Here is a 26187-nt window from a genome sequence, read left to right on the forward strand (position 1 = left end):
GCGCCGGGACACTCATGCGATCTCGAGCACATCACTGACCGGCCGACGAGGCGTCGGGGGGCCCGCCGGACCGTAGCCGAGTCGGATCACCATCTGGACGTGTCCCATCGTCGAGATCGGGTCGCGCACGGCCCAGCGCAGTTCCGGCCATTCGAGCGCCTGGGACGTCAGTGAGCAGGCCAGCCCGTCCAGGGTGGCCTGCAGGAGGACGCGCTCCATGGCCTGACCGGCGAGGAGCCAGTCCTCTGGTTCATCTCCCGCGGTACCCAGCAGGGCGAGACAGGGGTGCTTCTCAAAGGCTGCGGTGTCACGGCCGGGAACCGCCCGTCCGAGGGCGAAGTCCCGCACCGGAGCGGTGACGTCATACTGCCGTGGGCCGAATGCTCGCGCGGGAATGCCCTGCTTCGGTGCCATGGCGTCCTCGGAGCCTGTGAAAGTCCAGTGGGCCAACTCCTCGCGCACTTCAGCGTCCAGAGCCTCACGGCTCTCCGCATCGTGTACCAGGCTCAGTAGCTCCTGCAGATGCCAGGCCTCGGGAATGTGAAGCCGTGCTCCCTCCAGCCGGGCGGCGGCTCGCAGCCCGTCGAGCACGGCATCGGGGACTCGCTCGTCGGTGAAGGGGAAACGGCTGGTGTGGCGGCGGCGAATAGCGGGATGCAGGACGGCGAGGTCGTCGTCGCGCCGTACGGGTTGGTCGAGGCGTACCTCGGCGAGAAGCCAGGGGTCGTCGGGGGCGGGCAGGAGCGTGGTCTGCGGTTCCCTGCCGATACGGGCTGCGGCCACCCGCAGGTTGAACAGAGCGGCACCGCAACCCAGGTGCAGGGCACGGTTCCGCGGGTCGGCTTTCTCCATCACCCGTGACGAATCGCCGCGAAGCAGCATCGTGCCAAGGTCGTTGCGGTAGCGGAAGGCCCACGGCTGGGCGTTGTGCATGGACGGAGCCAGCCCGGCTTCCTCGACGAGCGCGGCAATCGCGTTCGCATCAAGGGATACAGCGGTCACGACGTCCTCCTGTCCGCGCTCCACGTCAATCGTGAGCGATGACGGCCACCGGCACGGTGGCATGGTGGATGACGGCATGGGCCACGTGGCCCAGGTGTCCGCCTACCGGGGGCCGTCGGATCCGGCGGCCGACCACGACCAGGTCCGCGTCTTCGGCCTCGCACAACACCTGCTCGGCTGGAGCGCCCACCAGCGCCCTCTCCTCGACTTTCACCGTGGGGTACCTCTGCCGCCACGGCTGCATCACGTCGCCGAGTCTTCGACCCACCGTGCCCGCCACCTCCCGGATGACGCCCGGATCCAGCATGGGTGCGTATCCGAAGGCGAAGGGCAGGGTCCATCCGTGTACGGCCCGCAGGCCGCACCCGCGCCGCGCTGCCTCGTCGAAGGCGAACTCGAGCACGGATGCGCCCGTCTCGTGGATGTCCACTCCCACGATCACGCCCCGCTCGTGCGCCGACCGTTCAGGATCCGCTTCGGTGAGCGTCGAGGCCCGGACAAGCACAACCGGAGTGTCGGTCACTCCGATCGTGGCCATCGTGGTCGAGCCGAGCAGGAAGCCCGTGACCGTGCCGAGCCCACGTGACCCGAGCACCAGCAGTTGTGCACCGGCCGCCTCGATGCCGAGAGCGGCGGCTGTTCGCCCGGTCAGCCGTCGAGAGGTGACGTTCAGTAGAGGGTGCCGTTGCCGGAGGTCGTCGACCGCCTCTTCCAGGAGGTCATCGGCCCACTCGCGATGACCTTCCCGGTCGCTCGTGGGCAGTTCCACGATGGCGGGGATGAGCCACTCCTCGACGTGCACCAGGCTCAGGGGCGCACCTCGCAGAAGTGCTTCCGCAGCCCCCCATTCTGCGGCGGCGCGGCTCTCGGGGAAACCGTCCAGCCCTACGACCACCGGTCGAGTCATCGCCGTGACCTCCTTGGCCCTCCGCGTCGGACAGGCTTCCAGCCTCCCTGCCCAGCAGCCTTCGGATGCAGGGGCCGAGGGTCCCCCGCCGGGGCCGAACGGCCCTGGGCGTCGCGCACCTGCCGGCTCACTCGGTGAAGTGGCCGCTCATCCGCCTGGTGACGCCCCGGTCGCACACACCACGGACAGTGCCCGAACGTCCCAGCGACGGGCACCATCCGGCCCCAGCCCGGCTCGTACCGAGACAGCCACGATACGAACGACAAACGTATCCCGGGCCGCGGACCGCACGTCCAGCCCCAGCCGTCGAAGCAGGTGAGCGGCGATGATGTTCTGGTACGACAACGACATGGGGGATGGGGCCTGTTCGCCATGTCCGTGAGCATGATTCTTTTCTGGGTGCTCGTCATCGGCGTGGTGTTCCTGCTCGTCCGGGACCTGACTCGGCCCCGAAGTCACGGCTGTACCCCCCGCTCCACACCAGAGGAGATTCTCGACGACCGACTGGCCCGCGGGGAGATCAACGAAGAGGAATACCGACGGCGCCTGAACGCCCTGCGCACCGGGCTCGGACAGACGTGACCATCCGGGCGTACCCGCAGGGAGAGGGCTCCATGACGACGCGGGACGGAGCGACTGTGTGACGCACCACGAAGCCCGAGCCGCATCGGTCACAGGAAGGCCGCCGACGGGCTTGGCGTGGGAGGAAGCAACGCGCCGGCTGGACCTGTACGGCAGCAACGAGGTGGAGGCACGCCGCAGCGTGCCACTTCATGCTCGTGTCCTGGCACAGCTCCGTGATCCCCTGATCACGGTGCTGCTCGGCGCGGTCGTCCTCACCATCGCGATCGGAGATCACCCGGATGCGGTGGTCATCGCCCTCGTCATCGTGGTGAACACCACCGTCGGTGTCGTGCAGGAGGTCAGGGCCGACCATGCGGTGGCCGCGCTCTCGGCCCTGTCAGCGCCGACCGCGCGTGTCCTGCGAGACGGCGCCGGGTGTGCGGTGCCGGCGGCGGACGTCGTTCCGGGAGACGTGCTGCTTCTGAGTGAGGGTGACATCGTGGCCGCCGACGCCCGGCTCTTGGAGAGCTCAGCACTGCTCGTCGACGAGTCCATGCTCACCGGAGAATCCGTACCGGTCGAGAAGGACGTACGGGCAAGCGGCTCCGAGGCGACTACGCTGAGCGCCGGTACGGTCGCGCTCCGAGGCAGGGCCGTTGCCGAGGTGACAGCCACGGGCTCGGCCAGTGCGCTTGGCCGCATCGCTGCGCTCTTGGAGAGGCGAGCGGAACCGACGCCCTTGCAGCGGCGGCTTGCGGCCCTGGGCCGGATCCTTGCCCTGGTCACTCTGGCGCTGTGCCTGCTGGTGTTCGGGCTCGGTCTGATCCGGGGTCTGGCACCCACGACCATGGCGGTGACGGCGATCAGTCTTGCCGTCGCAGCCGTCCCGGAGTCGCTGCCCGCGGTCGTCACCCTGGCCCTGGCCCTCGGTGCGCGACGAATGGCAGCCCGTCATGCAGTGGTGCGCAGGCTACCGGCGGTGGAGACACTGGGGTCCGTGACCGTTCTTGCCACCGACAAGACCGGCACGCTGACCGAGGGCAGCATGATGGTCGAGCGCGTCTGGACGCCACACGGCTCCGTCGAATTCACCGGGCTCGGCTACGCACCGCAGGGCGACGTCCTCGTCGACGGCCGAGCGGCGACAGCCGGGCAGCTCGGCTCTGTACGGGAACTGCTGACCGCCGCGGCACTGTGCAACGACGCCGAGCTCCGGCCGCCGGTCGACACGTCCGACGACGCGGGCAGCCGGTGGACGGCTTTGGGCGATCCCACCGATGCGGCACTGCTCACAGCGGCAGCCAAGGCGGGCTGCGACGACCGACACCTCCTCAGGGACAGATACCCCAGGACCGGCGAAGAGCCCTTCGACAGCCTCCGAAAGCGGATGACCACGGTGCACACCACACCACCCGGACACCTGCTGATCTGCCTGAAAGGGGCACCGGAAGCCGTACTCACCCCCGACGTGGTCGAAGAATCAGCAGCACTTCTCGAGCGCGCGCGGCACGAGGCGGCGCTGCTGGCCTCCCGCGGTTACCGCGTCATCGCAGTGGCATCCGGCACCCTGGCCGAGACGCCGACCTCGGCGTCGACCGCCGAGCACGGCCTGAAACTCCTCGGCCTGGCCGCGATGAGCGATCCCCCGAAACCCGCGGCCACCACCACTCTGGCCGCCTGCCGAGCAGCAGGCATCACACCGGTGCTGGTCACCGGGGACCACCCGGCGACCGCTCGCTCCGTCGCCGTGCGCGTCGGGCTTCTGGACTCGGCGTCCGGCGATGGCGCCGTCGCCACGGGGCTGGACCTGATCACGGGAAGGATCCTCGATCCAACGGCCGTGACGGTCTTCGCCCGCACGGACCCGCAACAGAAGCTGGACATCGTCGAGGCATGGCACGAGCGCGGCCATGTGACCGCGATGACCGGTGACGGCGTCAACGACGGCCCCGCGCTGCGGGCGGCGGACATCGGCGTCGCCATGGGGCGCCGCGGCACGGAGGTCGCCCGGCAGGCGGCCGACCTGGTACTCACCGACGACGAGCTGGCTACCGTGGTGGCCGCGGTCGAGGAGGGACGCCGGGTGTACGACAACATCCGGCGGTTCCTTGTCTATGCCCTGGCCGGTGGCACAGCGGAGATCATGGTCATGCTCATCGGTCCCATGTTCGGCCTGCCCCTGCCGCTGCGCGCAGGGCAGATCCTCTGGATCAACCTCCTGACCCACGGTCTCACCGGGGTTGCCGTCGGGGCGGAACCCGTATCGCCTGAGGCCATGCGAAGGCCCCCACGTCCCCCCAGCCAACATGTGCTCGGGCACGGCCTCTGGCAGCGTGTGCTCTTCCTCGGCACGGTGGTCACCGCTGCCTGCCTGATCGCCGGGCTCGCAGCGAAATCGATGGCCGCTCCGTGGCAGAGCGTGCTCTTCCTGTCTCTCCTCACCGCCCAACTGGGGGTCGTACTGGGCCTTCGCGGGCGCCTGTTCACCAGCGACAACCCCTTCCTGCCTCTGTCGGTTGTCGCATCAGCCGCACTGGGACTCGCGGCTTTGTACACGCCCTTCCTCCGCTCGATCCTGGAGACGGAGCCACTTGGCTGGATGGAGTGCGCAGCAGCGATGGTGGTCGGGCTGGTCGGCTTCATGGCCGCGCGAATGACCGGCCGGCCACGAGTGAAGCGGCTGTTCACGGACCGTTGAGGGACGGCGGATCGGATTGCCGGGGCCTGTGCGGGTCGGCGGGCGGAAGGCCGTAGCCCGCCCGCCGAAGAATCTCCGCGATCCCGTTCCAGCACGTGGTCCGGCCGTGAGCAAGCCGTTACCTCGGTCAAGCGCTAACGTGAATGAGTAGTGGCGGTGGACGCAGGCGGAGGACCCATGGCCGGCGAGTATCAGCCCGTGAGCCGCGCTCCGCGGATGCGGCTGGACGAACTGCTCGATGAGCTGCGTAGCCGCATAGACGAAGTGCACGGAACCAGGGATCGTCTGCACGGCCTGCTTGAGGCCGTGCTGTCCGTGGGACGGGAGCTGGACCTGTCGCAGGTGCTGCGCCGGATCGTCGAGACCGCTGTGTCGTTGGTGGACGCGCAGTACGGGGCCCTCGGTGTCATAGGTGACGGCCAGAAGCTCGTCCAGTTTCTGACGGTGGGCGTCAGCGACGAGCGCCGGGGGCAGATCGGCGCCCTACCCGCCGGGCACGGGTTGCTGGGCGAGGTCATCCGGCACCCCCGGCCACTGCGGCTCAGCAATCTTTCCCAACACCCCGCTTCATCCGGATTCCCTGCTCACCATCCGCCCATGCGCTCGTTTCTGGGCGTTCCGATCCGGGTCCGTGATGAGGTGTTCGGGAACATCTACCTCACCGAGAAGCGTGATGGCACCGAGTTCGGCTCCGAGGACGAAGCGGTCCTCTCCGCCCTCGCCGTGGCTGCGGGGATCGCGATCGAGAACGCCAGGCTCTTCGAGGAGGTCCGCTTGCGGGAGCTGTGGCAGGAGGCGAGTTCGGAGTGCACCAGCTCCCTGCTGTCCGGGTCCTCCGACATTCAAGTGCTCTCACTCATGCTTGAGCGTGCCGTTCGGATCACCACCGCGGACATGGGCCTCGTCTACCTCAAGGAGTCCGCTGGCGGGCTGCGGGAAGTTCTCGCCGCAGGGGACCGGGCCGGGGAACACCGTGACCGGATACTTCCAGGAGACGGAACTCTGGCCGCCGAGGCCCTCGCGGCAGATGCCTTGATCACGACGAGCGACGTGGCAGAGGACCCTCGGGTGACATTCGAGCGAGATCGGTGGAAGGGTTTCGGCCCTGCCGTCGCGGTGCCTTTGGGAACGAAAGAGAGCGTCCGAGGTGTCCTGGTGCTGGGGCGGGGAGCCGGTCAGCCTCCGTTTGTGGAGGTGGAGACCTCCCCGTTGTCCAGCTTCGCCGGGCAGGCGGCCCTTGCCCTCGAGCTGGCCGATCGCAGGCGGGACGTGGAACAGATCAATCTCCTGTCCGATCATGAGCGAATAGCCCGGGACCTGCACGATCTCGCAATCCAACGTCTGTTTGCCACCGGGATCACCCTGCAGAGCACATTGCGCTTCATCGATCATCCGGAGGCGTCGGAGCGACTGACGCGCGCAATCGACGACCTCGATGCGACCATCAAAATCATCCGGTCGACGATATTCGGCCTCCGGCAGCACGAGGCACCTGAGCGGCCAGGAGGTCTCCGTGTCCGCTCGGCACGCACCGTGGAAGAAGCTTCCTCAGCGCTCGGCTTCACACCAGCCCTGCGAGTGGAAGGGCTCGTCGACACGGATACGCCGGACAGCATCGCGGACGCTGTGATCGCCGTACTGAGTGAGTCCCTCACCAACGTCGCCCGGCACGCACACGCGAGCCGGGCGGAGGTCAGTATCGTCTCGCAGGCCGACTCGCTCAGCGTGACCGTTGTCGACAATGGAGTCGGCACCGGCACGGACGGACGCAGGAGCGGGTTGCGCAACCTGGCCGAACGAGCCGAGGCCCTTGGCGGCTCGCTGGCCGTTGGGCCCGGCAAGAACGGTGGGACCCGACTTCACTGGTGTGTCCCTCTACGCGCAGATCAATGATCTCTGAGGTTGATCAACCGGAGCGCTGCTGATGCTCATGTGCCTGGGCCACAATGACCGCTGCTTGCACACGGCGTTCCACACCCAGTTTCGCCAGCAGCCGTGAAATGTGGTTCTTGACGGTCTTCTCCGACAGGTAGAGCCTCTTGCCGATCTGGCGGTTCGTCAAGCCTTCCCCGATCAACCCCAGCACGGCGTGTTCGCGCTCGGACAAAGACGAGAGGCGTTCGTCCTCACTGTGTTCGGCGTCGTCGGGATCACGCAGCGACCGCATCAGACGTGCGGTGGTGGCGGGATCAAGCATCGACTGCCCTGTGGCGACCGTCCTCACGGCAGAGACGAGATCCGAACCCCGGATCTGCTTCAGCACGTACCCGGCGGCGCCGGCCATGATCGCGTCGAGCAAGGCGTCCTCGTCGTCGAATGACGTCAACATCAGGCAAGCCACATCCGGCATACGAGACCGGAACTCCCGACACACCGTGATGCCGTCACCGTCGGGAAGTCGAACGTCCAGCACAGCGACATGAGGCCTCAGAGCCGGCCCGCGCGCCAAGGCCTGTTCGGCACTGCCGGCCTCGCCTACCACTTCGATGTCTGGTTCCGAGTCGAGCAGATCGTGCAATCCACGACGAACGACTTCATGATCGTCGAGCAAGAAGACTCTGATGGGCGCTTCGGCGGAGAAGACAGGCGTCTCGGACATGGTGACCTACTGACGTGTCGGTGCCTTCGGTAGAGGTTGCCACTGCCTGCGGCACATCAATCGAGAATCCAGGATATGCGCCGTACCGACCGAAAGCTGCCCTGGATCATCCGGCGCCGGACAGACGCATCCGTTCCGATTGCATCGATTCCCTCAAATCGACTCGAACGTCCACGACACCCTCGACGGCACGCACGGCCCGGACGAGCAGCTGCGGCGGAGTGGCGAGCCCGGAACTCCGCAGACCGGTTCAGCCGAAGCCCCTCACGCACGCTGGCGAGGAGGGCTTCGCCAGCTTGCCGCACTGCCCCTCGGCTGTGTCACCGTGCCAGCGCCTCAGCTCCCAGGGGGCAGCGCGTATCACCTGCGAGCCCTCCTCAATGCAATCATTGCACAAGGCAAACGACAGTTCCAGCGCGCTCTCTCGGCACGCAAAAGGGCCCGCACTGCAGCCTGGCACCGCTGAACGGCCGACTCCGAACCCGGGACCCGCCACCGGTGAGAGGGTGCGAAGATCCCGGACGCGCCCGGAGTCGGCCTGGGTGAGGGAGTCCGGTTCGACAGCCGCCCGCCAGACGGCTCGGTGCGCTCTCCCTGAGCTCGCCGACGAAGACTGCCGATCCCCCGGCTTCCTCGCAGAGAGCCTTGCATAGTGCAAGAAACCTGGTCCCGTGACGCGCCGCACCGGGTTGAAGCGTGGCTACTGAGGCGCTACTGCCTTTTCGACCTCGGCAAGGGTCGCGCCGTCGACCAGGCCGGTGTCCTCGAGGACTTCCAGGTGGTCCAGCACGGTCTGGTTGGCCTGCCGGGCGTGGCGGCGGATGAGGTCGTTCTGCGTGGCGGCCCTGACCTCGGCGATGGTGGCGAAGATCTTCCCGTGCGAGGCCCGCAGCAGGTTGGCGAACAGCCGGTCGAACTCGGCACCCTTCGCCTCCTCCATCTGCCTGACCCAGCCCTGCTGTTCCTCCGTGGCCTGGTCCGGCAACGGGACCCCCAGGATCCTCGCGTCCTCGCGAACGAGCTGGTCCAGCTTGCTGTGACCGTCCAGCAGATGCAGGCCCGCACGCTTCACGGCCTCACTGGAGGCATTGGCCTGGGCAAGCCGACCAGCCGGAATCTCCCACAGCCCCGCCTGACGCACCTTGACCAGAAACGTCTTGTCCACCTCGGTGACCGGCTGCCCCCCGCCCTGCGCGGGCTGTGAGTCGTCCGCTTCCGTGCTCCCGGAGTCGGAGGAATGCCCGGAGCCGGAGTGCCCGTAGCCCGCACCTGAGGGTTGACCGTATGCGCTTTGTACCGCGGAGGCTTTTTCGTCACCGCCGCGCACAACGATCAGCACCGTCGCGACGACGGCGCAGACTACGGCGATGACGGCGATCGAGGACTTGGACTGAACGGCGCGTCGGTTCTGACGCATGTTGCCTCCCGGTTCGGCATGGGGTGTCGTCGGGAGCTGTGGTGCGGCTGGCACGGCACGCAGCCATCAGTACGTGCTCCACTGCCGGTCCGTTCAGCAGCAGTCGGATTGGCCAACCGGATCTACCGGCCCACTCGTCGAGGGCGGAATCGCCGACTGCTGCGAAAGGCCGACGCCTCGGCTCCACTGCTCCTGCGCCACCGGGAGTGCGGATGGACGGACATCACGGCACTCTCAAGGCGGGGAGCAGCACGCCCCGGTGTGCACGGTAGAAAGGAGGTATGACCGACAGAAGGCAGTCCTCGCAGCGTGTGGATGACGTCGATGCGGTGACGCGCGCGGTGCTGACCGCTTCCCGGCTGCTGGTCGCGGTCTCAGCGCGATCACTGGCAGCCGTCGAGGAGCGGGTGACACTGCCCCAGTTCCGCTTGCTGGTGGTGCTGTCCACAGGGGGCCCGGCGAAGCTCGTGGTTCTCGCCGACAGGCTCGGTGTCAATCCGTCCACGGCCATGCGCATGATCGACCGGCTGATTGCGGCGGGGCTCGCGGCACGCGAGGCCAACCCCGTCAACCGGCGCGAAACGGTACTGCGGCTCACGGACGACGGCCGAGCTCTCGTCGACGACGTCACCTCCCGGCGCCGACGCGAGATCGAGACGATCGTGAAACGCATCGCCCCAGCGCAACGGACCACCCTGATCGACGCCCTGACAGCGTTCAACGAGGCCGGCGGCGAGCCGACCGTGACAGCGGCGGACAGCACCCTGCACCCCTTGGGTTGGGTGGAAGCCCTGCCACAGGAGCACTGAGCTTGCGACCCGAAGTAGCGGGTCCCGAGGGCTGTGTTCACGGGTGTGGCGATCCTCAACCAGGTCCACAGGAGACGCCGCGGGCCGCTCCGGTGGCCCTTGGCTCTCGGCACCTGGGCGCATCGCTCCGCCACGACGGCTTGACCGATCAGGTGACGAAGGGCTGCAACGCCCCGGCGACAGACGCCCGTCCGTACTCGCTGGATCGCCTCTTTCGGTGCCCAGGAGTCCTGCTCTCCTGAATGCTCGCCCGCGTTGCCGCCCACCGGCAGTCAGTACGTACTCTTGATGCCGGTCACCGGGCAGAAGCCTGCTCCTCACCCTCACGTCCGGGAGACCGGCATCAGCACACCCAGAACCGGGAGAATCGATGGCCGAGCCGGATGTCCCGGACGAGTTTCTGGCGGGGTACTCCCAGGCCCTCACAGCGGCCTGTTCCACAGGCCGCCGACTGACACGCGAGGAGTTGCAGTCGCTTCGCGGCCGGGGGGAGCGAGCCGCAGAGGCCGGTTTCGGGTTGCGCGCGCTGGTCCGCGCTCACCTCATCGCCGCGCAGCAGGTTCAACCGGACCTACCGCAGGACGCCGCCGTCCGCGTCCTCGCCGTGGTCGAGCAGGCCGTGGACGCCTTCGCCGAGGGGCATGACCGGGCTCAACGCCTTGCCGTGCGCCAGGAAGAGGCGGCGCGCCGGGAGTTCATCGACGACCTGCTCTACGGGCGCAGCGACCTCGGGCGCCTCGCCGAGCGCGCCGAACGCTTCGGGCTGCTGCTCTCCCACGCCCACGCGGTCGCCGTGGCGCAGGGTACGGGCCCGTTCGACGACGGCTCTTCCGTGACCCGCCGGATCGAATCCTCGCTCATTGCCCGCTTCGGGAATCGCCGCATCCTGCTCACCACCAAAGACGGCCGACTGATCTGCATCGCACCGGGCGACCAGTCCGATGTACTCAGCTTCTTCGCCAAGCAGGCTTACGCGGCGACGGACGGCGGAAGGGTCGCCGTAGGACGAGCCCATCCCGGCGCCGGCGGTGTCGTCCACTCCTACGAGGAGGCGCTGAACGCCTTGGACCTGGCCGTCCGCATGGGCCTGGAAGACCCGGTGCTCCAGGCCTCGGACCTGCTGGTCTATCCGGTGCTCACACGTGACCGGCAGGCGATGGCCGAGCTTGTGCGAAGCGTCCTCGGCCCCCTGAAAGACGCCCGCGGAGGAGCTCAGCCGCTGATCGAGACCCTGATCGCCTACTTCGACACGGGCTGTGTGGCCGCGGAGGCCGCCCGAAGGCTCTCCCTGAGCGTGCGAGCCATGACCTACCGGCTCGAACGCATCCATCAGCTCACCGGCGCCGACCCCGGCGACGCCGTGCACCGCTACACCTTGCAGACAGCGGTCATCGGCGCCCGCCTGCTGGACTGGCCGGCCCGGGAACTCTGAGCACAGGCAGCGGAAGCAGCTCTGGGCATGCCCCCTTCAGGTCGATAGGGTCCGGAGGAACAGCGGCGGGCGGTGTGCCGGGAGGTGACGCGTTTCCCGGGCGACGGACTTGCGTGGGCACGTCCCCGGCCTGCGGCACCTCATCGCTCCGCGCCCTGGCAGGCGGACGGCACGTGACCGTCGGCCCATCGCGGCCGAGCAGCCCGTCACTGGAGCAGTCCGCGGCACGCCGCTTCGGAGCAAGCGCATCGAAAACCTGTAACCGCACTCGTCCACCACAGCACGCACCGTCCACGAACGCAGCGTCGGCAAGGTCACGCAGAGGAGCATCGTGTCCACCAAACGCATCGGCGCCACCCTGGCCGCCACAGGAGCCCCGGTCACACTGATCGGAGCCGCCATGTACGCCCTGCCCGGGCCAGGCCTGCCGTTTTTGGTGATCGGCCTCGTATCGCTCACCACCGGTCTGGCCATGCTCGCCACGACGCACAGCGAACCGAACTCCGGCCACTCTGAGAGAGGAACCGACGGACTGTGATGTGGCACTGGACAGGCCTCGCCGTCTTCACCCTCACGCTCCCGCCGGCGGCTCTGGCTGTGCTCACGGGCAGAGTGCCTCACCGGTTGCGTACCCGGCCGGCCTCGATGTGTCCCCTCGGGCTCGCCCTGCCGGCTCTGCACGCGGGCGCGCCGATCAACGCGCTCCCCCGCATGACGGACACCTCTCCCACCGCCACCCTGGCTGCCACGGCCACCGCGGGCACGCTGGCCGTCTCCGCGTGCGTCACGGTCGCCGCCGTCACCACCCGGAGTGTCCGGGCAACGGTACGATGACCGGCCTCTTCCACCGGAGATGGCGGCTCGCCGGATCCCTCGTCGCGTGGTGGCTGCTGTTCGCCGCGGGATTGTGGCTCACGGCGCAGGCCATCGGCCAGCCCACCTCCCCAGCGCGTTGTGTCGCGTCCGCCGCGTTCGTGGCATCGATCGGGGAAACCGTTGACTGGCTACGACGACGCAGGCGGGCGCACCGCGTCACGCGCGGGTCCCGATCCTCCGGGCACGTCGAACCCATCCGGAAGTGAATGGAGCGGGATACCGCCCCTGTACCGCCGCCAATCCTGCACGTGTACACGTCCGCACGACTCGTTCCCGTCGATGACCAGGACCTCTTCGCCCACCGTGCGGGTGCCCTGGAGAACGACCGTCTCCCGGCGGCATCCACGAGCAACCCGAACCGAAGCGGCTAGGGCGTGTTGCGAAAGTCCCTCCTGACCCGCGACGTCTGGCACGCACGCTCGCTGCGTTGTCGGAGTCATCCAAGTACGTCCAGTACGAGGATGATCCTCCGCCTTGCGATCGCACGCACCAGACGCCGCAGGCCCCGCCCTGCGGGCGGACGGAGCTACTTTCGCAACACGCCCCAGGTCCTGCCGGTACGACAAGCGCAGACAGCGTCTTCGGACGTCACGCTGAGACACCGCCCGAGCCTCCGGTCACGCCTCAGCCGCGGCTCGTTAGTGTGTGCGGGTCAGAGCATGTCTGGACGTCACGACCGGGAAGCGCTCAGCACTGCCGGTCCGCTGTCCCTGGATCAGGATTCGGGAGCCTCCGTGCCCACTTCCCCGGTGCGAGTCCACCGCCACTCCGCCACCTACTGGCGGATCACCTTCGACAACCCGCCTCTGAACCTGATCGACCCCGAGGTCATGGCCGGCCTGCGGGATCTCCTGACCCTGCTGGAGAACGACCGGGAGGTGCAGGTTGTCGTCTTCGACAGCGCTGATGACGAGTTCTTCCTGGCGCACTACGACGCGGTCCGGGCAGCCGAGATGCCCACCGACGCCGGACCCACCGGCCTGCCGCCCTGGCCGGACATCGTTGTACGCCTGGCACGGGCCCCCTTCGTCAGCATCGCGTGCCTGCGCGGCCGTGCACGGGGCGCGGGAAGCGAGTTCGCGCTGGCGTGCGATCTGCGCTTCGCCAGTATCGAGAAGGCGGTTCTGGGCCAGCCGGAGGTGGGATCGGGCGTGGTCCCAGGTGGCGGCGCGATGGAGATCCTGCCCGCTCTGGTCGGACGCTCACGCGCTCTGGAGATCGTGCTGGGCTCCGAGGACTTCGACGCCGCGACGGCAGAGCGGTACGGTTGGGTGAACCGGGCCCTGCCCGACGCCGAACTCGACGCCTTCGTCGACGGCTTCGCCTCGCGGATCGCGCGCTTCGACCGGAACGCGCTGTCCACCGCCAAGGACATCATCAACCGCCGGTCGGCGCTCCCGCTGGAGGACATCGTGGAGTCCGGTCAGGCGCTGCGCACGGCCGCGGCCTCGCCGAACGGCCGCGCGAGGCTGACCGAGTTGCTCGCCCGCGGCATGCAGCAACGCGGACCGTTCGAATTCGACTTCGGCGCCGAACTCGGACGGGACGACAGTGCGTCAGGGGACCCGGCCCAGTAGCCGGACGCCCCCGACGCTCTACCCAGGCAGGCCGGACGCAAGCCGCCACCGCTTCCGGCCCCGGGTCATGCCGGAACGGGTGCTGACGCCCCGACGGATCCGCGCCAGACGAGGACGTCCGAGCGAACAACGGGAGGCCGGCCTGCGCACGGTGGCGCGAGCCGGCCTCCCGCGCCGGTCCCGATCAGGTCACGCTGTCCTGTGGGTAGCGCAGCCGGGCTGGGACCGGCCCGTGCTCATGCGCTGCTCATCGTACCGGCGCTGCCGAAGCACCCCACCGGCGTGGACATGGTACTGCCGGTGCCGGCGGTACCGACCGTGCTGCCCGGGGCATGCTCGGAGGGCAGCACCTCCAGTTCCGGGAACTCCTGGGCGAGGCTCAGGTCGAGCGCTGACAGCGCGTTCGGTCGATCGTCGTTGGTGATGTCGGACATGGTGTACCTCCTGAGTCAGTGCCGGTGGAGGGTCGTCCACCGGTAGGCGGTGTCATGCAGCGAACGGGGCGGGCCGGCCGCGTGACGGACGTCAGTGACTGCTGGCGGTGCTGGTGCTGCTGAACGAGGCCGCCGGGCAGGACGCGCAACTGATGCTGCCGGCGCTGCCGAGTGTGCTGCCGGGTGCCTGGGCGGCAGGCAACGGCTCCAGCTCCGGTGGCTCCTGCTCCAGGACGAGTTCGAGGTTGTGCATCTCTGACACGAGGCTCTCCTTTTCTACGGTGATGGGGAACGGGGCTCCACCGGGGTCGGGGCCACCGCCCCGGTGGGCTGCCTATTTCGAGCTCAGCGTGCTCGCGGTGCCGTAGGTCGCGACGGGGCAGGAGGCGGTGCCTATGGTGGCGGCGCAGGATACGGATCCCGCGGAGTACTCCTCGGGGAGCACCTCCAGCTCCGCCGGTTCCTGCTCCAGGCGCAGATCGAGATCGTTCATGACGGCTCTCCTCTTTCAGATGGGGTGACCCCCGGCCACGGAGGCCGGGACCGGCCCGTGTGGGCCGACTGCTGGGGGACGTGTGGTATGCGGGCGCGTGTGGAGGTCAGCCGCGGCTGCTGGCTGATCCCACGCTGCCGGCGCACCCTGCCGGGCAGGAGAAGCAGCCGGCGGTACTCACGGAGCCGGCGCAGGACGCCGCGGACCGGGTGTCCGGCAGGACCTCGATCTCGGGTGCTTCCTGCTCCAGGTGCAGGTCCAGGTCGTTCATCTGCTTCTTCCCTTTCTTGCTTCGTCGGTTCCGGTCGTCCGGAACCGGTACGGCGCACCGGGTGTGCGCCGGGTCTGAGGGCCTGAGGGGTCTCGTCCGTCCGCGTCGGGCACGGAGTGTGCCGACGGCGGAGCGCGACCCCCCGAAGGCGGCCGGTCGTGGCGGCGCGTATCAGGGGCGGACGGACGGGGCGCCGTCGGCCTCCCGGGCGGCCCGGCCGAGCACCGCTTCCTCCAGCGGGAGGAAACCGAGCCGATTGAGCGTCATGTGCATGTGCATCAGGAGGAGTCGCGAGGCGACGGCCTCGGCGTCCCGCGAAAGGGCCCGGTGGACGCCGTCCACCACCCGGTCTGCCAGCCGCACGAGGGGTTCCGCCGCGTCAGGGGCACGCGTGCGTGCCGCGCGGCACCAGTGCGCCGCGTGCTCCTCCGTCCGGTCCAGAGCTGCCGGATCAGCGTTCAGGACGGCCGTCCAGTGCTGCCAGTGCAGTCTCCACACACGGTCACGCTGTTCCGGGCCGAGGGAGCGGGTGCAGGCCCGGAGGAACTCGACCGCGTACAGGGCGCGTGCCGCACGGTCCCCGCCGGTGGACGCCACGACGTCGAGGGCCACTCGACTGCTCGCCTGGAAGACCTCTTCGGCGATCTCCGTGGCCGCAGGTGAACCGTAGTAGTGATGCTCCCTGCTGTACACGCCCAGGGACAGGTGCCGGCGACCGCGTCGGGCGACCAAGTCCTCGGCCGTCGGGTGGAGCCGGTGCACCTCGCCCTGGGCGGCCCCTCGGTGGTCGGTCCGGCGCCAGAGTTCTCGCCCCACCGCCCAGCACGCGTCCATCGCGTCGGGCGGGCCGTAGAAGCGCAGCCGCAGGTGCGGGCCGCTGGCGTCGACGTAGCGGATGAAGAACCACCGTGTGGCGCCGAGGCGTTCGGCCGCGGCCGCCCAGTCGGGGACGAGGGCGCCCAGCAGGAACTCCCCGTCCTGGTGGCCCGTGTGGTGCAGGCGTGCGTACAGCCATTCCGGTGTGCCCATATCAGCACCTGCCTGTGGTCCTGGTGGTGGCGCGGGCGAAGTGCACGCAGTGCTCCACCACACGGCCCTGCCCGTCGGCCCGGCTGGTCGGATCCCCACGGTCAGGCAGGCACTCGGTGAACACCACCGGTACCGCGGGCCGTTCGGTCAGCCGGTGCAGAGCCTCCAGCCCCACGGGGGACGCGAAGGCGACCCACAACGGTTTGCGGAGTGCGTCGTGCCGCGGGAAGTCGGTCTCGCAGCGTGCATAGACCTCTGCGGGCATGCCCTGGGCCCGCCGCCATCCGTCCATGCGCTCGAGGAACTCGGGCCAGTCCTCGCCCGGACGTTGCCGGGGAACCTCGGAACTGTCGCACCGCCAGTGGGCTCTGCGCACCACTGCACGCCCGATGCTGCGCCGGGGAAGAAACCCGTCGCCACGGCTCGTCGGACCGTCCGTGCGGGCCCCGTCGGCACGCCCCGGAGTCAGCCACCAGGGATCGGCCAGGGTCAGCAGCACTCGGGCGGCACCGCCCACCAGATGCCGCGGCACGGTTCCGAGGTAGACCGGGGCGACGGGTCCTGCTCCCGGGCGGCGCAGCTCCAGGGCATGGCGGTCCGGGTCGTGCGCGAGCTCCAACTCCGTCACCGGGGTGCCGGGTCCGTACGGACGCGGTGTACCCGGCCAGTACAGCGCTGGCAGCAGTCCGCCGCTGTCGGCCTGGAGCGGGCTCGCCTCCCGGGCCGGGACGAACTCCAGGCACTCGGCTTGCGGGTGCAGGGTGGCGATCCAGTCCCGAAGCCGGTCGGCGAACCCGGTGCGGTCGGGCCCGTCGAACAGGCGGTGGAACCGCGCGGCCAGGGCGCCGCTGCCCGAGGAGATCTGGTTGACCACCACCAGGGCTCCGTCCTCACTGCCGTGGGCGTCCTGGTACAGGACCGAGAGACAGGGAAGACAACTCGAGCGGCCGGCCCCGGCGGTCCGCGCCACCGCCGGCGGCACGGGCTGCGAGGGTCCGGACCCGGCGACGTCCCGGCAGAAGGCGAAGACGTCCTTGCACACGCCGCCGACACCGAAGCGGGCGACGAAGGCGTCGGTGACGGCCTGGTACTCGTCCGAGATCCGCAGGGACGCACAGGCGGATTCGGCGTGACGCAGCACGGCCGCACGGGCCGCGCCGTCCAGCGGGTGGGCGGCTGTCGATCCGGCACAGTCCTCGTACACCAGCGTGACCTCGCTCAGGGGCCAGTCGTCGGGGGCACCCAGCTCCCGCAGCGCTGCGGTGAGCGCGGAGCGCAGCCCCCGCAGCGCCTCGGACCGCTGGGCCGGGGTGCCGTCCGCGATACGCCCGAGGTGTCCCGCCACCTCGGTGAGCCGGGCGGAGGCCGTCCGACCGGAGACATCCGGCGCGGACGCCAGCAGGCCGGCGAGCCAGGACACGATCCCGTCCGGCGGGCAGGGATCATCGACGTCGACCAACCCGCTCGCCAGGTAGCGCTCCAGGCGCTCCACGGGCAGCTGACCGAGCGCCGCCGTGTCGGCCGGGCCACCGACCACGGATGAGAGGTCCAGCCGCCGGCGGGCGTCGACCAGTTCCTGGTGGGACCAGGCCCAGCCGACGCTGACCGACAGCAGGGGTACGCTCAAACGGGCGTCGTCCCCTGCGCCCCTGAGGGAGTCGTTGGGCCGCCACACCAGCCGATCTCGCACCTCCGGCCGCGCAGCCGCCGTGTGCAGCAGGATCCGGCCGACCAGAGGGTGGAGGCTGACCCGTACCCGGTCCCCGTGACCGGCGCCCGGGACGGCCACGTGGGTGAGCGATGAGAGCGGGCTGGTCTTGAGTGCGGTGCGCACGGCGTACCCGTAGGCGGTCACCCGCTCGCCCCGGTCCAGTGCCCGGTCCTTGGCCGTCCGCGCGAAGAACACAGGGGAGACCACCGAGAGGCCCCGCGCCACCACCGGATCCGACATGAGCGCGCGCAGAGCGCGTTCCTGATCCGCGCGGGTGGCCGTGGCCGTCTGGCGCAGGTCCGACCGGTGGGCCCGCAGGAGGTCGGCACGCTCCGCCCAGCGGTGCAGTTCGGACGGGTCCCTCCCCGTCCTGCGGAGGACGCTGCCCACCTCGGCGAGCAGCGCGGGGGGCACCGGTATCGGGGTGGCCCCGTGAGCGGCCCGGCGCCAGCGCAGAACAGCCCGGCGACGAGACGGCGCACCCACCATCGGCACGGCCTCATACAGGAGTTCCGACACCGGTGGGCCGAGGGACTCCAGGTCCGCGCGGGCCGCGGCCATGCTGTCGAGCAGCCGCGCGATCGGCTCGGCGGCCAAGGGCGAGACGGACCGTGCCGGCAACCCGGCGACCCGGTCCAGGGCCGGCCCCTCGACCAGTGCGTGGCCGACGGCGTCCGCGACTTCGTCCCTGAATGCGGTGCCGGTCACGTCAGCCACCCCGCGAGCAGGACCAGCGACCGGGCGCAGAAGGCCGCGATGACCAGTCCGTAGACCAGGCAGATGAGCCCGAACAGTTGGTAGCGGACGCGTTGGGAGCGACTGCGGGCCGCGAGCCAGCTCGGCGGCGCCTGGCGCAGGACCTGGCAGCGCAGCGCGGTCAGGGCCCGGGAGCGCAGGTTGACGGCGCCGAACGCGGCCTCCAACGCGTGGTATCCGTCTGTCGGCAGCAGCGGGTTCAGGTTCGCCAGCAGCAGGCCGAGTTGCAGCCAGACCATCACGATCGCGAGGTGCGCGGGGCCGCCGTCCGTGGTGAGGGCGAGTGCGGACCAGCCACCGAGCCACAGCACGTCCACAGCCACGCCGGCGAACGCGATGACCACTCGTGGGCCGCGCGTGCGCAACCGGTGGGCGTCGGTGCGGTCCACGTAGGCAGCGGGCACGACGTAGAAGAGCAGCCCGACGCCGATCTCCCTGACCCGCACCCCGTTGAACCGGCAGGCCACCCCGTGGCTCAGTTCGTGGAGGACGGTCTGCACGAGCATGAAGCCGCTGATCAGGGCCCATCCCCAGCCCAGACCGGACAGGCTCGGGCCGTCGGCCGCCTGTGGTGAGGCGACCACCGCGCCTGCGGCGATCAGGCTGCCGACCGCGGCCGCGGTCCACAGGCCGCCGAACACGAGCGGTGCGCGGCGCAGAACAGCGACCACGGGATCCAGCACGACGGACACTCCCGGCCCCACCAGGGCCCGGCGCGGCATATGGCTGCTCCGGGCGAACCGGACGGCCGCTTCTCGTCGTCCCTTGGCGGAGGGGATGGTGAGGAGTCCGGCCGCCCTCAGCTCGTCCAGGAAGTCCAGCACGGTCTGCTCGGCGTGGCCGCCGGCGCCAGGTCCGTCGGCACGGACCGCGAGAAAGGCGAACTCCCGTCCGGTCATGCTGCCGTCGAGCGCCTTGAGGATCGCTGCCCCGCTGCGGGAGAGCCGGGTGTAGTGACCGTTGACCGGGTCGTAGGCGAGGGGTTCGCCGTTGAGTCCCTCGGTGATCTCGATGTCCGGTCGCGCGGCGGGGCGTTCGGTGTCGAGCCAGGAAGACGGCGCCGTGCCGGTGGTTTCGCCGTCAGCCATCGTGGTCATCGCGTGTCACCGTCCTTGGACGGCGCGGACCGCTGCGGCTGTCCCAGAGCCAGGCCGAGAAGTTGGGCCCGGCCGGCACCGTCAAGGCCGAGATGGGTGCGGCCCGCGGCGCTCAGCACACCGGCGAAGACGGAACCGACGGCACCTTCGTGCAGAGCCGCCAACCACACGGAGTGCGCGAAGGCCGCGCCCCGGGCCAGGAGTTGCCTGTGACCGCTCACGCCGTATCGTTCCACCGCGGTGGCGAGGTCGCCGTGTACCAGGACCACGGCAGGGGCCTTGGCGAACTCGAGTTGGAGCACCAGGTCTTTCAGTGGCGGCAGATCGCGCGGTTCCGGTTTGAGCCCTCGCTCGCCCGTGTCGTAGCGGTGGACGCCCCGGGGCAGACCGGAGACACCGCAGGCGAGGACCGCTGCCACCGGGGAGGGGAGTGCCGGGAACGCCGGCTGCCATAGGCGGGTGTCCTGCTCGCAGGCGTAGTCCAGGGCACGGGCCAGCAACGCCCCGTCGAGGGGCTCCGGGGACCAGGTTCGCACCGCTGTACGCCGGCGCAGGGCTTGGACAACATCACCCGGCACGGCGGCCGTCGCCCGGGGCGGGGGCGGGGGTGCGGCGGGCGCCCCGACCACGGGGGGTGCGGTCAGCAGGTTCTCGGTGAGACGTCCGATGTCGATCAGCGGCACGCGCTGCTCCCTTCCTGGCGAAGTTGCACGGCGGCCGTCAGGAGCGCGGGACCGCTGGTGCCGGTCACCAACTCCCGGTGAGGATGGAGGTCATGGGGGTCGAGCAGGCTGACGGCGAGTCCGATGGCGGACGAGACGAGGGCGAGCTGGGCGAGTGCGCAGCCGGTGTCCAGGTTTCCGACCCGGTAGGAGAACGGACCGTACTTGCGGGCAACCCGGCCGACGTCCGAGGCGAAGAGCAGGTATGCCTCCGGTTCGCCGGACGTCTGCTCCGGTTGCGCACCCAGGCGGGTCAGCAGGGTGCGCGCGTGCTCGACGTGGGGATGCATCGCGGTCAGAGCGTGCGCTGCCGCGTCGTAGTAGTGGATGCCGTCAGCCAGCCCGGGAACACCGCGGAGCACGGTGTAGAGGTGACAGGAGCCGATGTTGCCTCCACTGGGCGACCAGCGGTTCACCCGGCTCGGATCGGTGAACTCGCCGGCGTCGGCAGGTGCGCGCAGCCCGGCGGTGAAGCGCAGCACGGCTGCGAGTGCGATGGGCCAGGCCGCTGGTTCCCCGGCAGCGGCTAGGGCTTCCAGTTCTGCCAGGTTCACGCCGGGCAGTGAACACCGCGGATTACCGGGGTACCGCAGGTGCTCGAATTGCAGTCCGATGTTCTCGGGGCGGAAGTGGTGCTGGTGGGTCTTGGGGTTGACCAGGTGCCGCGGCGGGAAGCCGACCGCGTGTTCGTAGTGCAGCGACGCGGGTGGCGGGGGGCCCGTGCGCTCGGTGGACGTGGGGTAGCAGGTAGCGCAGTCGACCTCCGGGGTCAGCCTGTCCACGCTGGTCGTCGCGTGCTCCAGGTCCACCACCAACCGTCCGCCGAGGGACTGAGCCGGCTCGTTGCGGAGCATGAGCGCCCGGATCTCTTCGGCGATCAGACCGACCGCGACCAGCGAACCCGCCGTGGGGAGCGACCCCCACCGCCGGGAGTCGCTCTCCTGGTCCACTGCGGCTCGGGCGCACCGTGCGCAGGCCGTCGCCGTGGGGTCGACCAAGGGGCCGATCATGGCATGGCCGTCCCGCTCGTCGACCAGCAGAAGGCGAAGCCCGAAAGCGGCGGCGGCCTCGACGATCCGGTCGACCGTGCCGACGGGAGCGGCCAGGTCGACGACCAGCAGGACGTCGTTCGCCAGGACGTCCGCCGGTCCCGGTGCCGATGCACCGTGTGAGACGTCGGTGATACCGACGTCCGCGAGCGCGGCCTTCAATGGAATCCGCCAGGCCTCCCGGACCACGAGCCGGACCTGGGCCGACCCGGCGGCCTCGGCCATCAGGCTGGAGTGGGCGTGGACGCGGCTGCAGTCCAGGGTTCGGGACATCCAGATCGCGGCGGACGGGGACGGGCCCGCCCCATCCGGCTGGGCGACCGCCTGTTCCGCATCCTCCAGCACGCCGCCGAAGTAGAGCGTGGCCACGGCTTGGCCGACGGCCTGGAGGCTCCAGCCGGTCTCCGCGGCAAGCGCCGCGTGGTCCCGGGTGCCGTCGAGCAGGGGGAGCAGAGCCTGCCTGAGCGTGGCAGCGGACCTCCCGTGCAGGTGTTGGCGTTCGGCCGCGCCGTCGATGACCACTCCGTCAGGGGTGTCGACGATGTGGAGTCCGCGGCAGAGCTGCGGGCGTCTGGGCACCCGGAACTGCGGATCGCCCTGCACGGCGGCGGCCAGGGTGGCGGCCGGGGTGCCGCGTCGTAGGGCATCGTTCGCGAGAACGTTCACCGTGCACCTCCGGATCGCGCGGCCAGTGGCCCGGCCAGTTCTTGGGCGAGCACGCGCCAGCCGGCGTCGGGGTCGACGGGCGGTCCGCATTCCGGGCAGCCGTGGACGCCGATGACCGTGTCGGTGAAGAGCGAGCGGGTCAGCACGTTGTAGAACACCACTTGGCCGGGCACGACGTCCTTGCCAGCCCGGTAGCGTGACAGCAGGTCGGCTACGACGCCGGCGGCGATCGCCGCTTGGGCGTCGGTGTGTCCGGTGACTCCGTTTTCCGGTCCGGCCCTGAACGACGTCTCCAACGCCTTCGATACGGCGCGCGCTTGGTCGTGCTGCGCCCTTCGGCGGAGGTAGCAGGAGTAGCAGGGGCCTTCTCCGGGCACGACGAGCGGTCCCACCCGGATCACTGGGAACTCCTGCACCACAGGGATCCAGGCTGTACCCCAGGCGGTGTGGAGTCGGGCGATCCGTGTCAACAGGGCGCTCTCGTGGCGCCAGACCGCGACGACACGGAGCGCGCAGTGGGGCCACTCGGCGGATCGGAGTCCGAGGGCGTCGGCGGGGGACGATCCCCAACCGGCCGCGGCCGACAGATGGTCGGCCACGCTCCGGCCGAACGCGCCGGCCCACAGGACGTGGGTGGGTCGTATGTTGAACGGCACGGGCGCTCTCCTAGGCGAACGGCTGAGGGTGGGGGTTGAGCTCGTGTTCGGGATGACTGGTGAAACCCATGGCCGCAGGCGCGTGGTAGAGCCGCGGGTGGGCGAGGTACCGGTTGCGGTGGACGAAGGACAGGGGCATCAGTTGCGGCACGATGACGCGCACCGAGCGCAGGCCCACTCGGTGTGCCTCCGAGGTGGTCAGTTCCACGGCGATCACTTCGGCCTGGATCACGTCCAGCCGGCCGACCAGCCAGGTCAGTTGCTCGGCGGGGTCCGTGGCGGGCGCCTGGGGCAGGTCTGCGAGCGTGCGCGTCGGGCGGGGGCGCCGAAGGAGGAAATCGAAGGCGTCGCGGCGTTCGGGGCGGCCCATGTGGACGGCGCCGTGCAGCACGCTGGTGAAGTCCTGTGGATCCTCCGGAATCCGGTTCGGCACCTGGAGCGCGATCCTCGACGACGCCGCCTCGCGGTAGATCTTGCGGACGACGTCGACGGGATCCGGCCCTGACGCACACATGACCAACTGGCCCAGGGAGTCGTGGTGGTCGCTGAGGACGACGGCGTAGACGATGGGCACGCCGACGTCGGTCGTGGCGTCGTAGAACCGGTACTCCACGAATCCATCGCGCACGAGCTCGCGTTGGGCGGCGAACGCGGGATCGTCCGCGAGGTCGAGTTCCGGCAGCTCCATGCGCTGGAGCCACACCAGGGAGATGGCGTCGCGTTCGAGCGCTTCGCAGATCCCGTTGACCAGGGCCCGGTGGACGTCGGTGTGCACGGCGCAGCCGGTGGAGATCGGGTTGGCGATACGCTCACCGATCGCATCGTGAGCGGTGAACAGCCAGACGTAGGTGGCGGGCACCCATACCGGGCAGCCCCTGGTCAGGGACCAGCCGCGCACCCAGCGTTGCGGCAGAGACGGGTCGGGATCGATGAGCCAGTTGGCCTCGTCGGCGAGCTCGGTGTCCGAGCAGCGGGGAAGAGTCTCGAGGGGAACCGCGTCGGCTCCGAGCTCGTCCGCCGAGGCCCACCGCACCATGTGGGGCTGGTAGAAGGCGTTGGTGTACCGCTCCACCGCCTCCGCCACGCTGATCAGTCGTGCCCGCTCCGGGTCGACACCGCCCCCCGCGCCGTCCAGTCCCTGGGGCTGGGCGGGCCTGTCGGACCAGAGCACGGTCGGGTCCCCGATCGAAGAGACGAAGACCGAGTAGGCGGGTTCGCCCGGTAGCGGCGGCAGCCGGGAAGATCCACGTACGGGGCGGACGGCCGGCCCGCTGACCGCTTCCAGCCTCCGGAGCCCGTCGAGCTCGCACGTGCTGCTGCCTCTAGCCCTGCCGTCCTCGTACACCGCCGGCCTCCTTCGCGTGTGACTGTGGTGATGGCTCCAGGCAACCCGGGTGCGGCCGACGGGACATCACACGTCGCAGGTGAAATGCACGAGACCCGTGATCACCTGGGGGTGATGCGCATCACCCCCAGGGCGGTCCGTGTCGGCATGTGCGCCCGGCGCCGCTCCCCGAGCAGCGCCGCCGGCGAGGCGGGGGCAACGCCGAGGCCCGGTGCCGCTGGGTGCCGGCACCGGGCCTCGGAGGGCGAAGGTCAGATCATGCCGAGCTTTACGGCGACGGCGACCGCATCGCGCCGACGGGTCACTCGGAGCTTGCGGTAGACGGCTCTCACCTGAGTCTTGACCGTGTTGAGGGAGACATGGCGCTGCACGGCGATCTCATCGAGTGTCAGTTGGCCCGGTAGCAGCCGCAGTACGTCCAGTTCGGTCGGTGTCAGGGACTCGTCGGTCTCCGAACCTCGCGCGGAAGGGCCGGGTGAGGGTGAGCGGGTGGTGATCGTCCCCGAGGTCACGGGCGACGCCGCTACCGCGCCCCCCTTCCCTCCCGGAGCGGGCCCTTCGCCCGGGGGGGCCGCGGCAAGGCCGGGTGGGAGGACGATCCCGGATTCGTAGTCCGCCCAGACGGCATGCGTCTCCGCAGCGAGCGCGTACTCCTTGGCCTTCGCGTGATGCCCCGCCTCCACATGCCAGTCGGCGGCCGTGCGGAGCAGACGGATGACTTCGTCCCAGCCGTACCGCTCCGTCAGCTCCCGGGCGAGCACTCCCCGGATCAGTGGATTGGGCAGCCGATAGGACCACTCGTCGTCGCGGTCCAGCAGGTCGTGGTCGGTGGCCAGCGTCCGCAGGGTGCGGTGGGCCTCCGGCCGTCCCGTCAAAGCTCGGACCAAAGACGCGCTGAACTCGGTGAGCACACTGGTGCGCAGCAGTATGTCCTGGTGCTCGACGGGCAGCGGCTCCACCAATTCCGATATCAGGAAGTCGGAGCAGTGACGAATGGCCTGTGACCAGCCTTCCAGGCAGGACTGGTGGTTGGTGTCGCGCACCGGGTGCACGGCGGCGTAGCGAACGGCGAGTGCCCATCCGCCGGAACACTCGATCACCCGGGTGATCCGTTCCCCGCCGGCCTCTGCACCGTGGTCGTGGAACAGAGCGGAGGCCTCCCCGTGGGTGAAGCCGAGGTCGGCACCTCGGATCTCCGTCAGCTCACCTGACGCGCGCAGCTTGTGCAGGGAAAGCTCGGGCTCCCGGCGTGAGGCGAGGACGACGCGCATGGAGGCGGGGGCGTAGCGGGTGAACTGCAGCAGTGCCTTCAACGCAGGCCCACTGCGCAGTTCGTGGATCCCGTCCAGTACCAGCACGATGGGGGCTTGGAAGTCACTGACCGAGTTCAGCAGCGCCGGCACGCTGATCTCACGGATCGGGTACTCGGAGGCCATCTGCGCGGCGGGTCCGGTGGCCATCACTCCGATGCGGGCCAAAGCCGCGTCCAGATGTACGAGCAGTAACATGGAGTCGTTGTCATCCGCATCGAGTGTGAGCCATGCAGTGCGGCTGCGCCTGCTGGTACGGGAGCGCACCCAGGACGTGAGGAGCGCCGTCTTCCCCGCGCCCGGTGGACCGATGACGACCGTGAGACGGCCGGTCACCCCGGTGTCGAGCCTGCGGTACAGCCGGGGTCGGTCGAGTAACGGGCCCAGGGCTGGAGGCGCCAGCCTCGCTGAAACTACCGGTTGAGAGAGCCTTGCGGCGATTCCGTCACTGTGCTCGGCCATTCTTACCTCTCCTGCGCATGCGTAGCGGTGGACCGGGGCCACGCATCGTGACCACCACCTCGGCGGTCGGTGTGTCGAATAGCGGCACCCCCTTGCCACCGGCGAAATGATGCAGCCGAGGCCCCTCCGAGTCCGTGCCGGACTCCTGATTCAGCAAGAAGGAGGGTCGGGTGGTGAAGCGAATTCACCGCTCTGTTCATATTTCACCCAACTCTCGGCACTCGGCGGGTGCTCGAGTAGGGCCGCTTTTCCATACTCGGCAATCGTGGAGACCCTGCGGGAAGTCATGTCCCCCTGGTGGTGCG

24 protein-coding genes are annotated in these 26187 nt (G+C 69.7%); 8 read left to right on the forward strand and 16 right to left on the reverse strand.

The features are described 5' to 3' along the window. Positions 1 to 12 precede the first annotated feature (12 nt). Positions 13 to 1002 carry an Acg family FMN-binding oxidoreductase gene (locus V1460_RS28510; protein ID WP_338676478.1) on the reverse strand — a complete coding sequence of 330 codons (990 nt, stop codon included), beginning with the start codon at positions 1000 to 1002 and terminating at the stop codon, positions 13 to 15. A gap of 25 nt (positions 1003 to 1027) precedes the next feature. Further along, a complete protein-coding gene (locus tag V1460_RS28515; RefSeq protein WP_338676479.1) occupies positions 1028 to 1909 on the reverse strand; it encodes a universal stress protein in 882 nt (293 codons plus the stop codon). A gap of 384 nt (positions 1910 to 2293) precedes the next feature. On the opposite strand from V1460_RS28515, the gene V1460_RS28520 reads away from it, so the two are divergent. From V1460_RS28520 to V1460_RS28530, 3 genes are all read left to right on the forward strand, one after another. Next, positions 2294 to 2491: an SHOCT domain-containing protein gene (locus V1460_RS28520; RefSeq protein WP_338678243.1), complete on the forward strand. Its 198-nt coding sequence runs from the start codon at positions 2294 to 2296 to the stop codon at positions 2489 to 2491. Positions 2492 to 2603: 112 nt separating this feature from the next. Next, complete coding sequence (locus tag V1460_RS28525) at positions 2604 to 5171, forward strand: cation-translocating P-type ATPase (protein ID WP_407077545.1); 2568 nt, start codon at positions 2604 to 2606, stop codon at positions 5169 to 5171. A 177-nt stretch (positions 5172 to 5348) separates the two neighbouring features. Continuing rightward, positions 5349 to 7064, forward strand: a complete 1716-nt coding sequence (locus tag V1460_RS28530; protein ID WP_338676481.1) for a GAF domain-containing protein — start codon at positions 5349 to 5351, stop codon at positions 7062 to 7064. Positions 7065 to 7077: 13 nt separating this feature from the next. On the opposite strand, the gene V1460_RS28535 is transcribed toward V1460_RS28530, so the two are convergent. Continuing rightward, the gene (locus V1460_RS28535; RefSeq protein WP_338676482.1) at positions 7078 to 7770 is read right to left on the reverse strand and encodes a response regulator transcription factor; all 693 of its coding nucleotides are present in this window, start codon (positions 7768 to 7770) and stop codon (positions 7078 to 7080) included. 700 nt (positions 7771 to 8470) lie between these two features. Further along, a complete protein-coding gene (locus V1460_RS28540) occupies positions 8471 to 9187 on the reverse strand; it encodes a DUF4142 domain-containing protein (protein WP_338676483.1) in 717 nt (238 codons plus the stop codon). 281 nt (positions 9188 to 9468) lie between these two features. On the opposite strand from V1460_RS28540, the gene V1460_RS28545 reads away from it, so the two are divergent. The 5 genes from V1460_RS28545 to V1460_RS28565 all read left to right on the forward strand — a co-directional run bounded on the left by V1460_RS28545 (position 9469) and on the right by V1460_RS28565 (position 13881). Next, positions 9469 to 9996, forward strand: coding sequence for a MarR family transcriptional regulator (locus tag V1460_RS28545; protein ID WP_338676484.1), 528 nt, complete (start codon positions 9469 to 9471; stop codon positions 9994 to 9996). 370 nt (positions 9997 to 10366) lie between these two features. Then, positions 10367 to 11428 (forward strand): helix-turn-helix domain-containing protein, encoded by a 1062-nt coding sequence (locus tag V1460_RS28550; protein ID WP_338676485.1) that lies wholly within the window; start codon positions 10367 to 10369, stop codon positions 11426 to 11428. A 331-nt stretch (positions 11429 to 11759) separates the two neighbouring features. Beyond that, positions 11760 to 11966, forward strand: coding sequence for a hypothetical protein (locus V1460_RS28555; protein ID WP_338676486.1), 207 nt, complete (start codon positions 11760 to 11762; stop codon positions 11964 to 11966). After that, positions 11966 to 12262, forward strand: a complete 297-nt coding sequence (locus V1460_RS28560) for a hypothetical protein (protein WP_338676487.1) — start codon at positions 11966 to 11968, stop codon at positions 12260 to 12262. The genes V1460_RS28555 and V1460_RS28560 overlap by 1 nt, the downstream gene beginning before the upstream one ends. Before the next feature lie 776 nt (positions 12263 to 13038). Then, positions 13039 to 13881 carry an enoyl-CoA hydratase/isomerase family protein gene (locus V1460_RS28565; RefSeq protein ID WP_338676488.1) on the forward strand — a complete coding sequence of 281 codons (843 nt, stop codon included), beginning with the start codon at positions 13039 to 13041 and terminating at the stop codon, positions 13879 to 13881. Between the two features lie 236 nt (positions 13882 to 14117). Here the strand turns inward: V1460_RS28565 and V1460_RS28570 are convergent, their stop codons facing one another. From V1460_RS28570 to V1460_RS28625, 12 genes are all read right to left on the reverse strand, one after another. After that, positions 14118 to 14315 carry a thiocillin family RiPP gene (locus tag V1460_RS28570; protein ID WP_338676489.1) on the reverse strand — a complete coding sequence of 66 codons (198 nt, stop codon included), beginning with the start codon at positions 14313 to 14315 and terminating at the stop codon, positions 14118 to 14120. 91 nt (positions 14316 to 14406) lie between these two features. Then, positions 14407 to 14568 carry a thiocillin family RiPP gene (locus V1460_RS28575; protein ID WP_338678244.1) on the reverse strand — a complete coding sequence of 54 codons (162 nt, stop codon included), beginning with the start codon at positions 14566 to 14568 and terminating at the stop codon, positions 14407 to 14409. An 81-nt stretch (positions 14569 to 14649) separates the two neighbouring features. Continuing rightward, positions 14650 to 14808, reverse strand: coding sequence for a thiocillin family RiPP (locus V1460_RS28580; protein ID WP_338676490.1), 159 nt, complete (start codon positions 14806 to 14808; stop codon positions 14650 to 14652). A 106-nt stretch (positions 14809 to 14914) separates the two neighbouring features. Then, positions 14915 to 15079: a thiocillin family RiPP gene (locus V1460_RS28585; protein WP_338676491.1), complete on the reverse strand. Its 165-nt coding sequence runs from the start codon at positions 15077 to 15079 to the stop codon at positions 14915 to 14917. 171 nt (positions 15080 to 15250) lie between these two features. Continuing rightward, positions 15251 to 16108: a thiopeptide-type bacteriocin biosynthesis protein gene (locus V1460_RS28590; RefSeq protein WP_338676492.1), complete on the reverse strand. Its 858-nt coding sequence runs from the start codon at positions 16106 to 16108 to the stop codon at positions 15251 to 15253. 1 nt (position 16109) lies between these two features. Continuing rightward, positions 16110 to 18527, reverse strand: a complete 2418-nt coding sequence (locus V1460_RS28595; RefSeq protein WP_338676493.1) for a hypothetical protein — start codon at positions 18525 to 18527, stop codon at positions 16110 to 16112. Then, positions 18524 to 19672, reverse strand: coding sequence for a PqqD family peptide modification chaperone (locus tag V1460_RS28600; RefSeq protein WP_338676494.1), 1149 nt, complete (start codon positions 19670 to 19672; stop codon positions 18524 to 18526). Before V1460_RS28600 ends, V1460_RS28595 begins: the two co-directional genes overlap by 4 nt. Beyond that, a complete protein-coding gene (locus V1460_RS28605) occupies positions 19669 to 20355 on the reverse strand; it encodes a nitroreductase family protein (protein ID WP_338676495.1) in 687 nt (228 codons plus the stop codon). Before V1460_RS28605 ends, V1460_RS28600 begins: the two co-directional genes overlap by 4 nt. Continuing rightward, a complete protein-coding gene (locus V1460_RS28610) occupies positions 20346 to 22109 on the reverse strand; it encodes a hypothetical protein (protein WP_338676496.1) in 1764 nt (587 codons plus the stop codon). The genes V1460_RS28605 and V1460_RS28610 overlap by 10 nt, the downstream gene beginning before the upstream one ends. Beyond that, on the reverse strand, positions 22106 to 22765 hold the full coding sequence (locus tag V1460_RS28615) for a TOMM precursor leader peptide-binding protein (RefSeq protein WP_338676497.1): 660 nt from the start codon (positions 22763 to 22765) through the stop codon (positions 22106 to 22108). Before V1460_RS28615 ends, V1460_RS28610 begins: the two co-directional genes overlap by 4 nt. 10 nt (positions 22766 to 22775) lie before the next feature. After that, the gene (locus tag V1460_RS28620; protein ID WP_338676498.1) at positions 22776 to 24110 is read right to left on the reverse strand and encodes a YcaO-like family protein; all 1335 of its coding nucleotides are present in this window, start codon (positions 24108 to 24110) and stop codon (positions 22776 to 22778) included. Positions 24111 to 24361: 251 nt separating this feature from the next. Further along, positions 24362 to 25882, reverse strand: a complete 1521-nt coding sequence (locus V1460_RS28625; protein WP_338676499.1) for a LuxR C-terminal-related transcriptional regulator — start codon at positions 25880 to 25882, stop codon at positions 24362 to 24364. Positions 25883 to 26187: the final 305 nt, after the last annotated feature.

It is taken from the genome of Streptomyces sp. SCSIO 30461 (assembly GCF_037023745.1).
Taxonomy (GTDB): domain Bacteria; phylum Actinomycetota; class Actinomycetes; order Streptomycetales; family Streptomycetaceae; genus Streptomyces.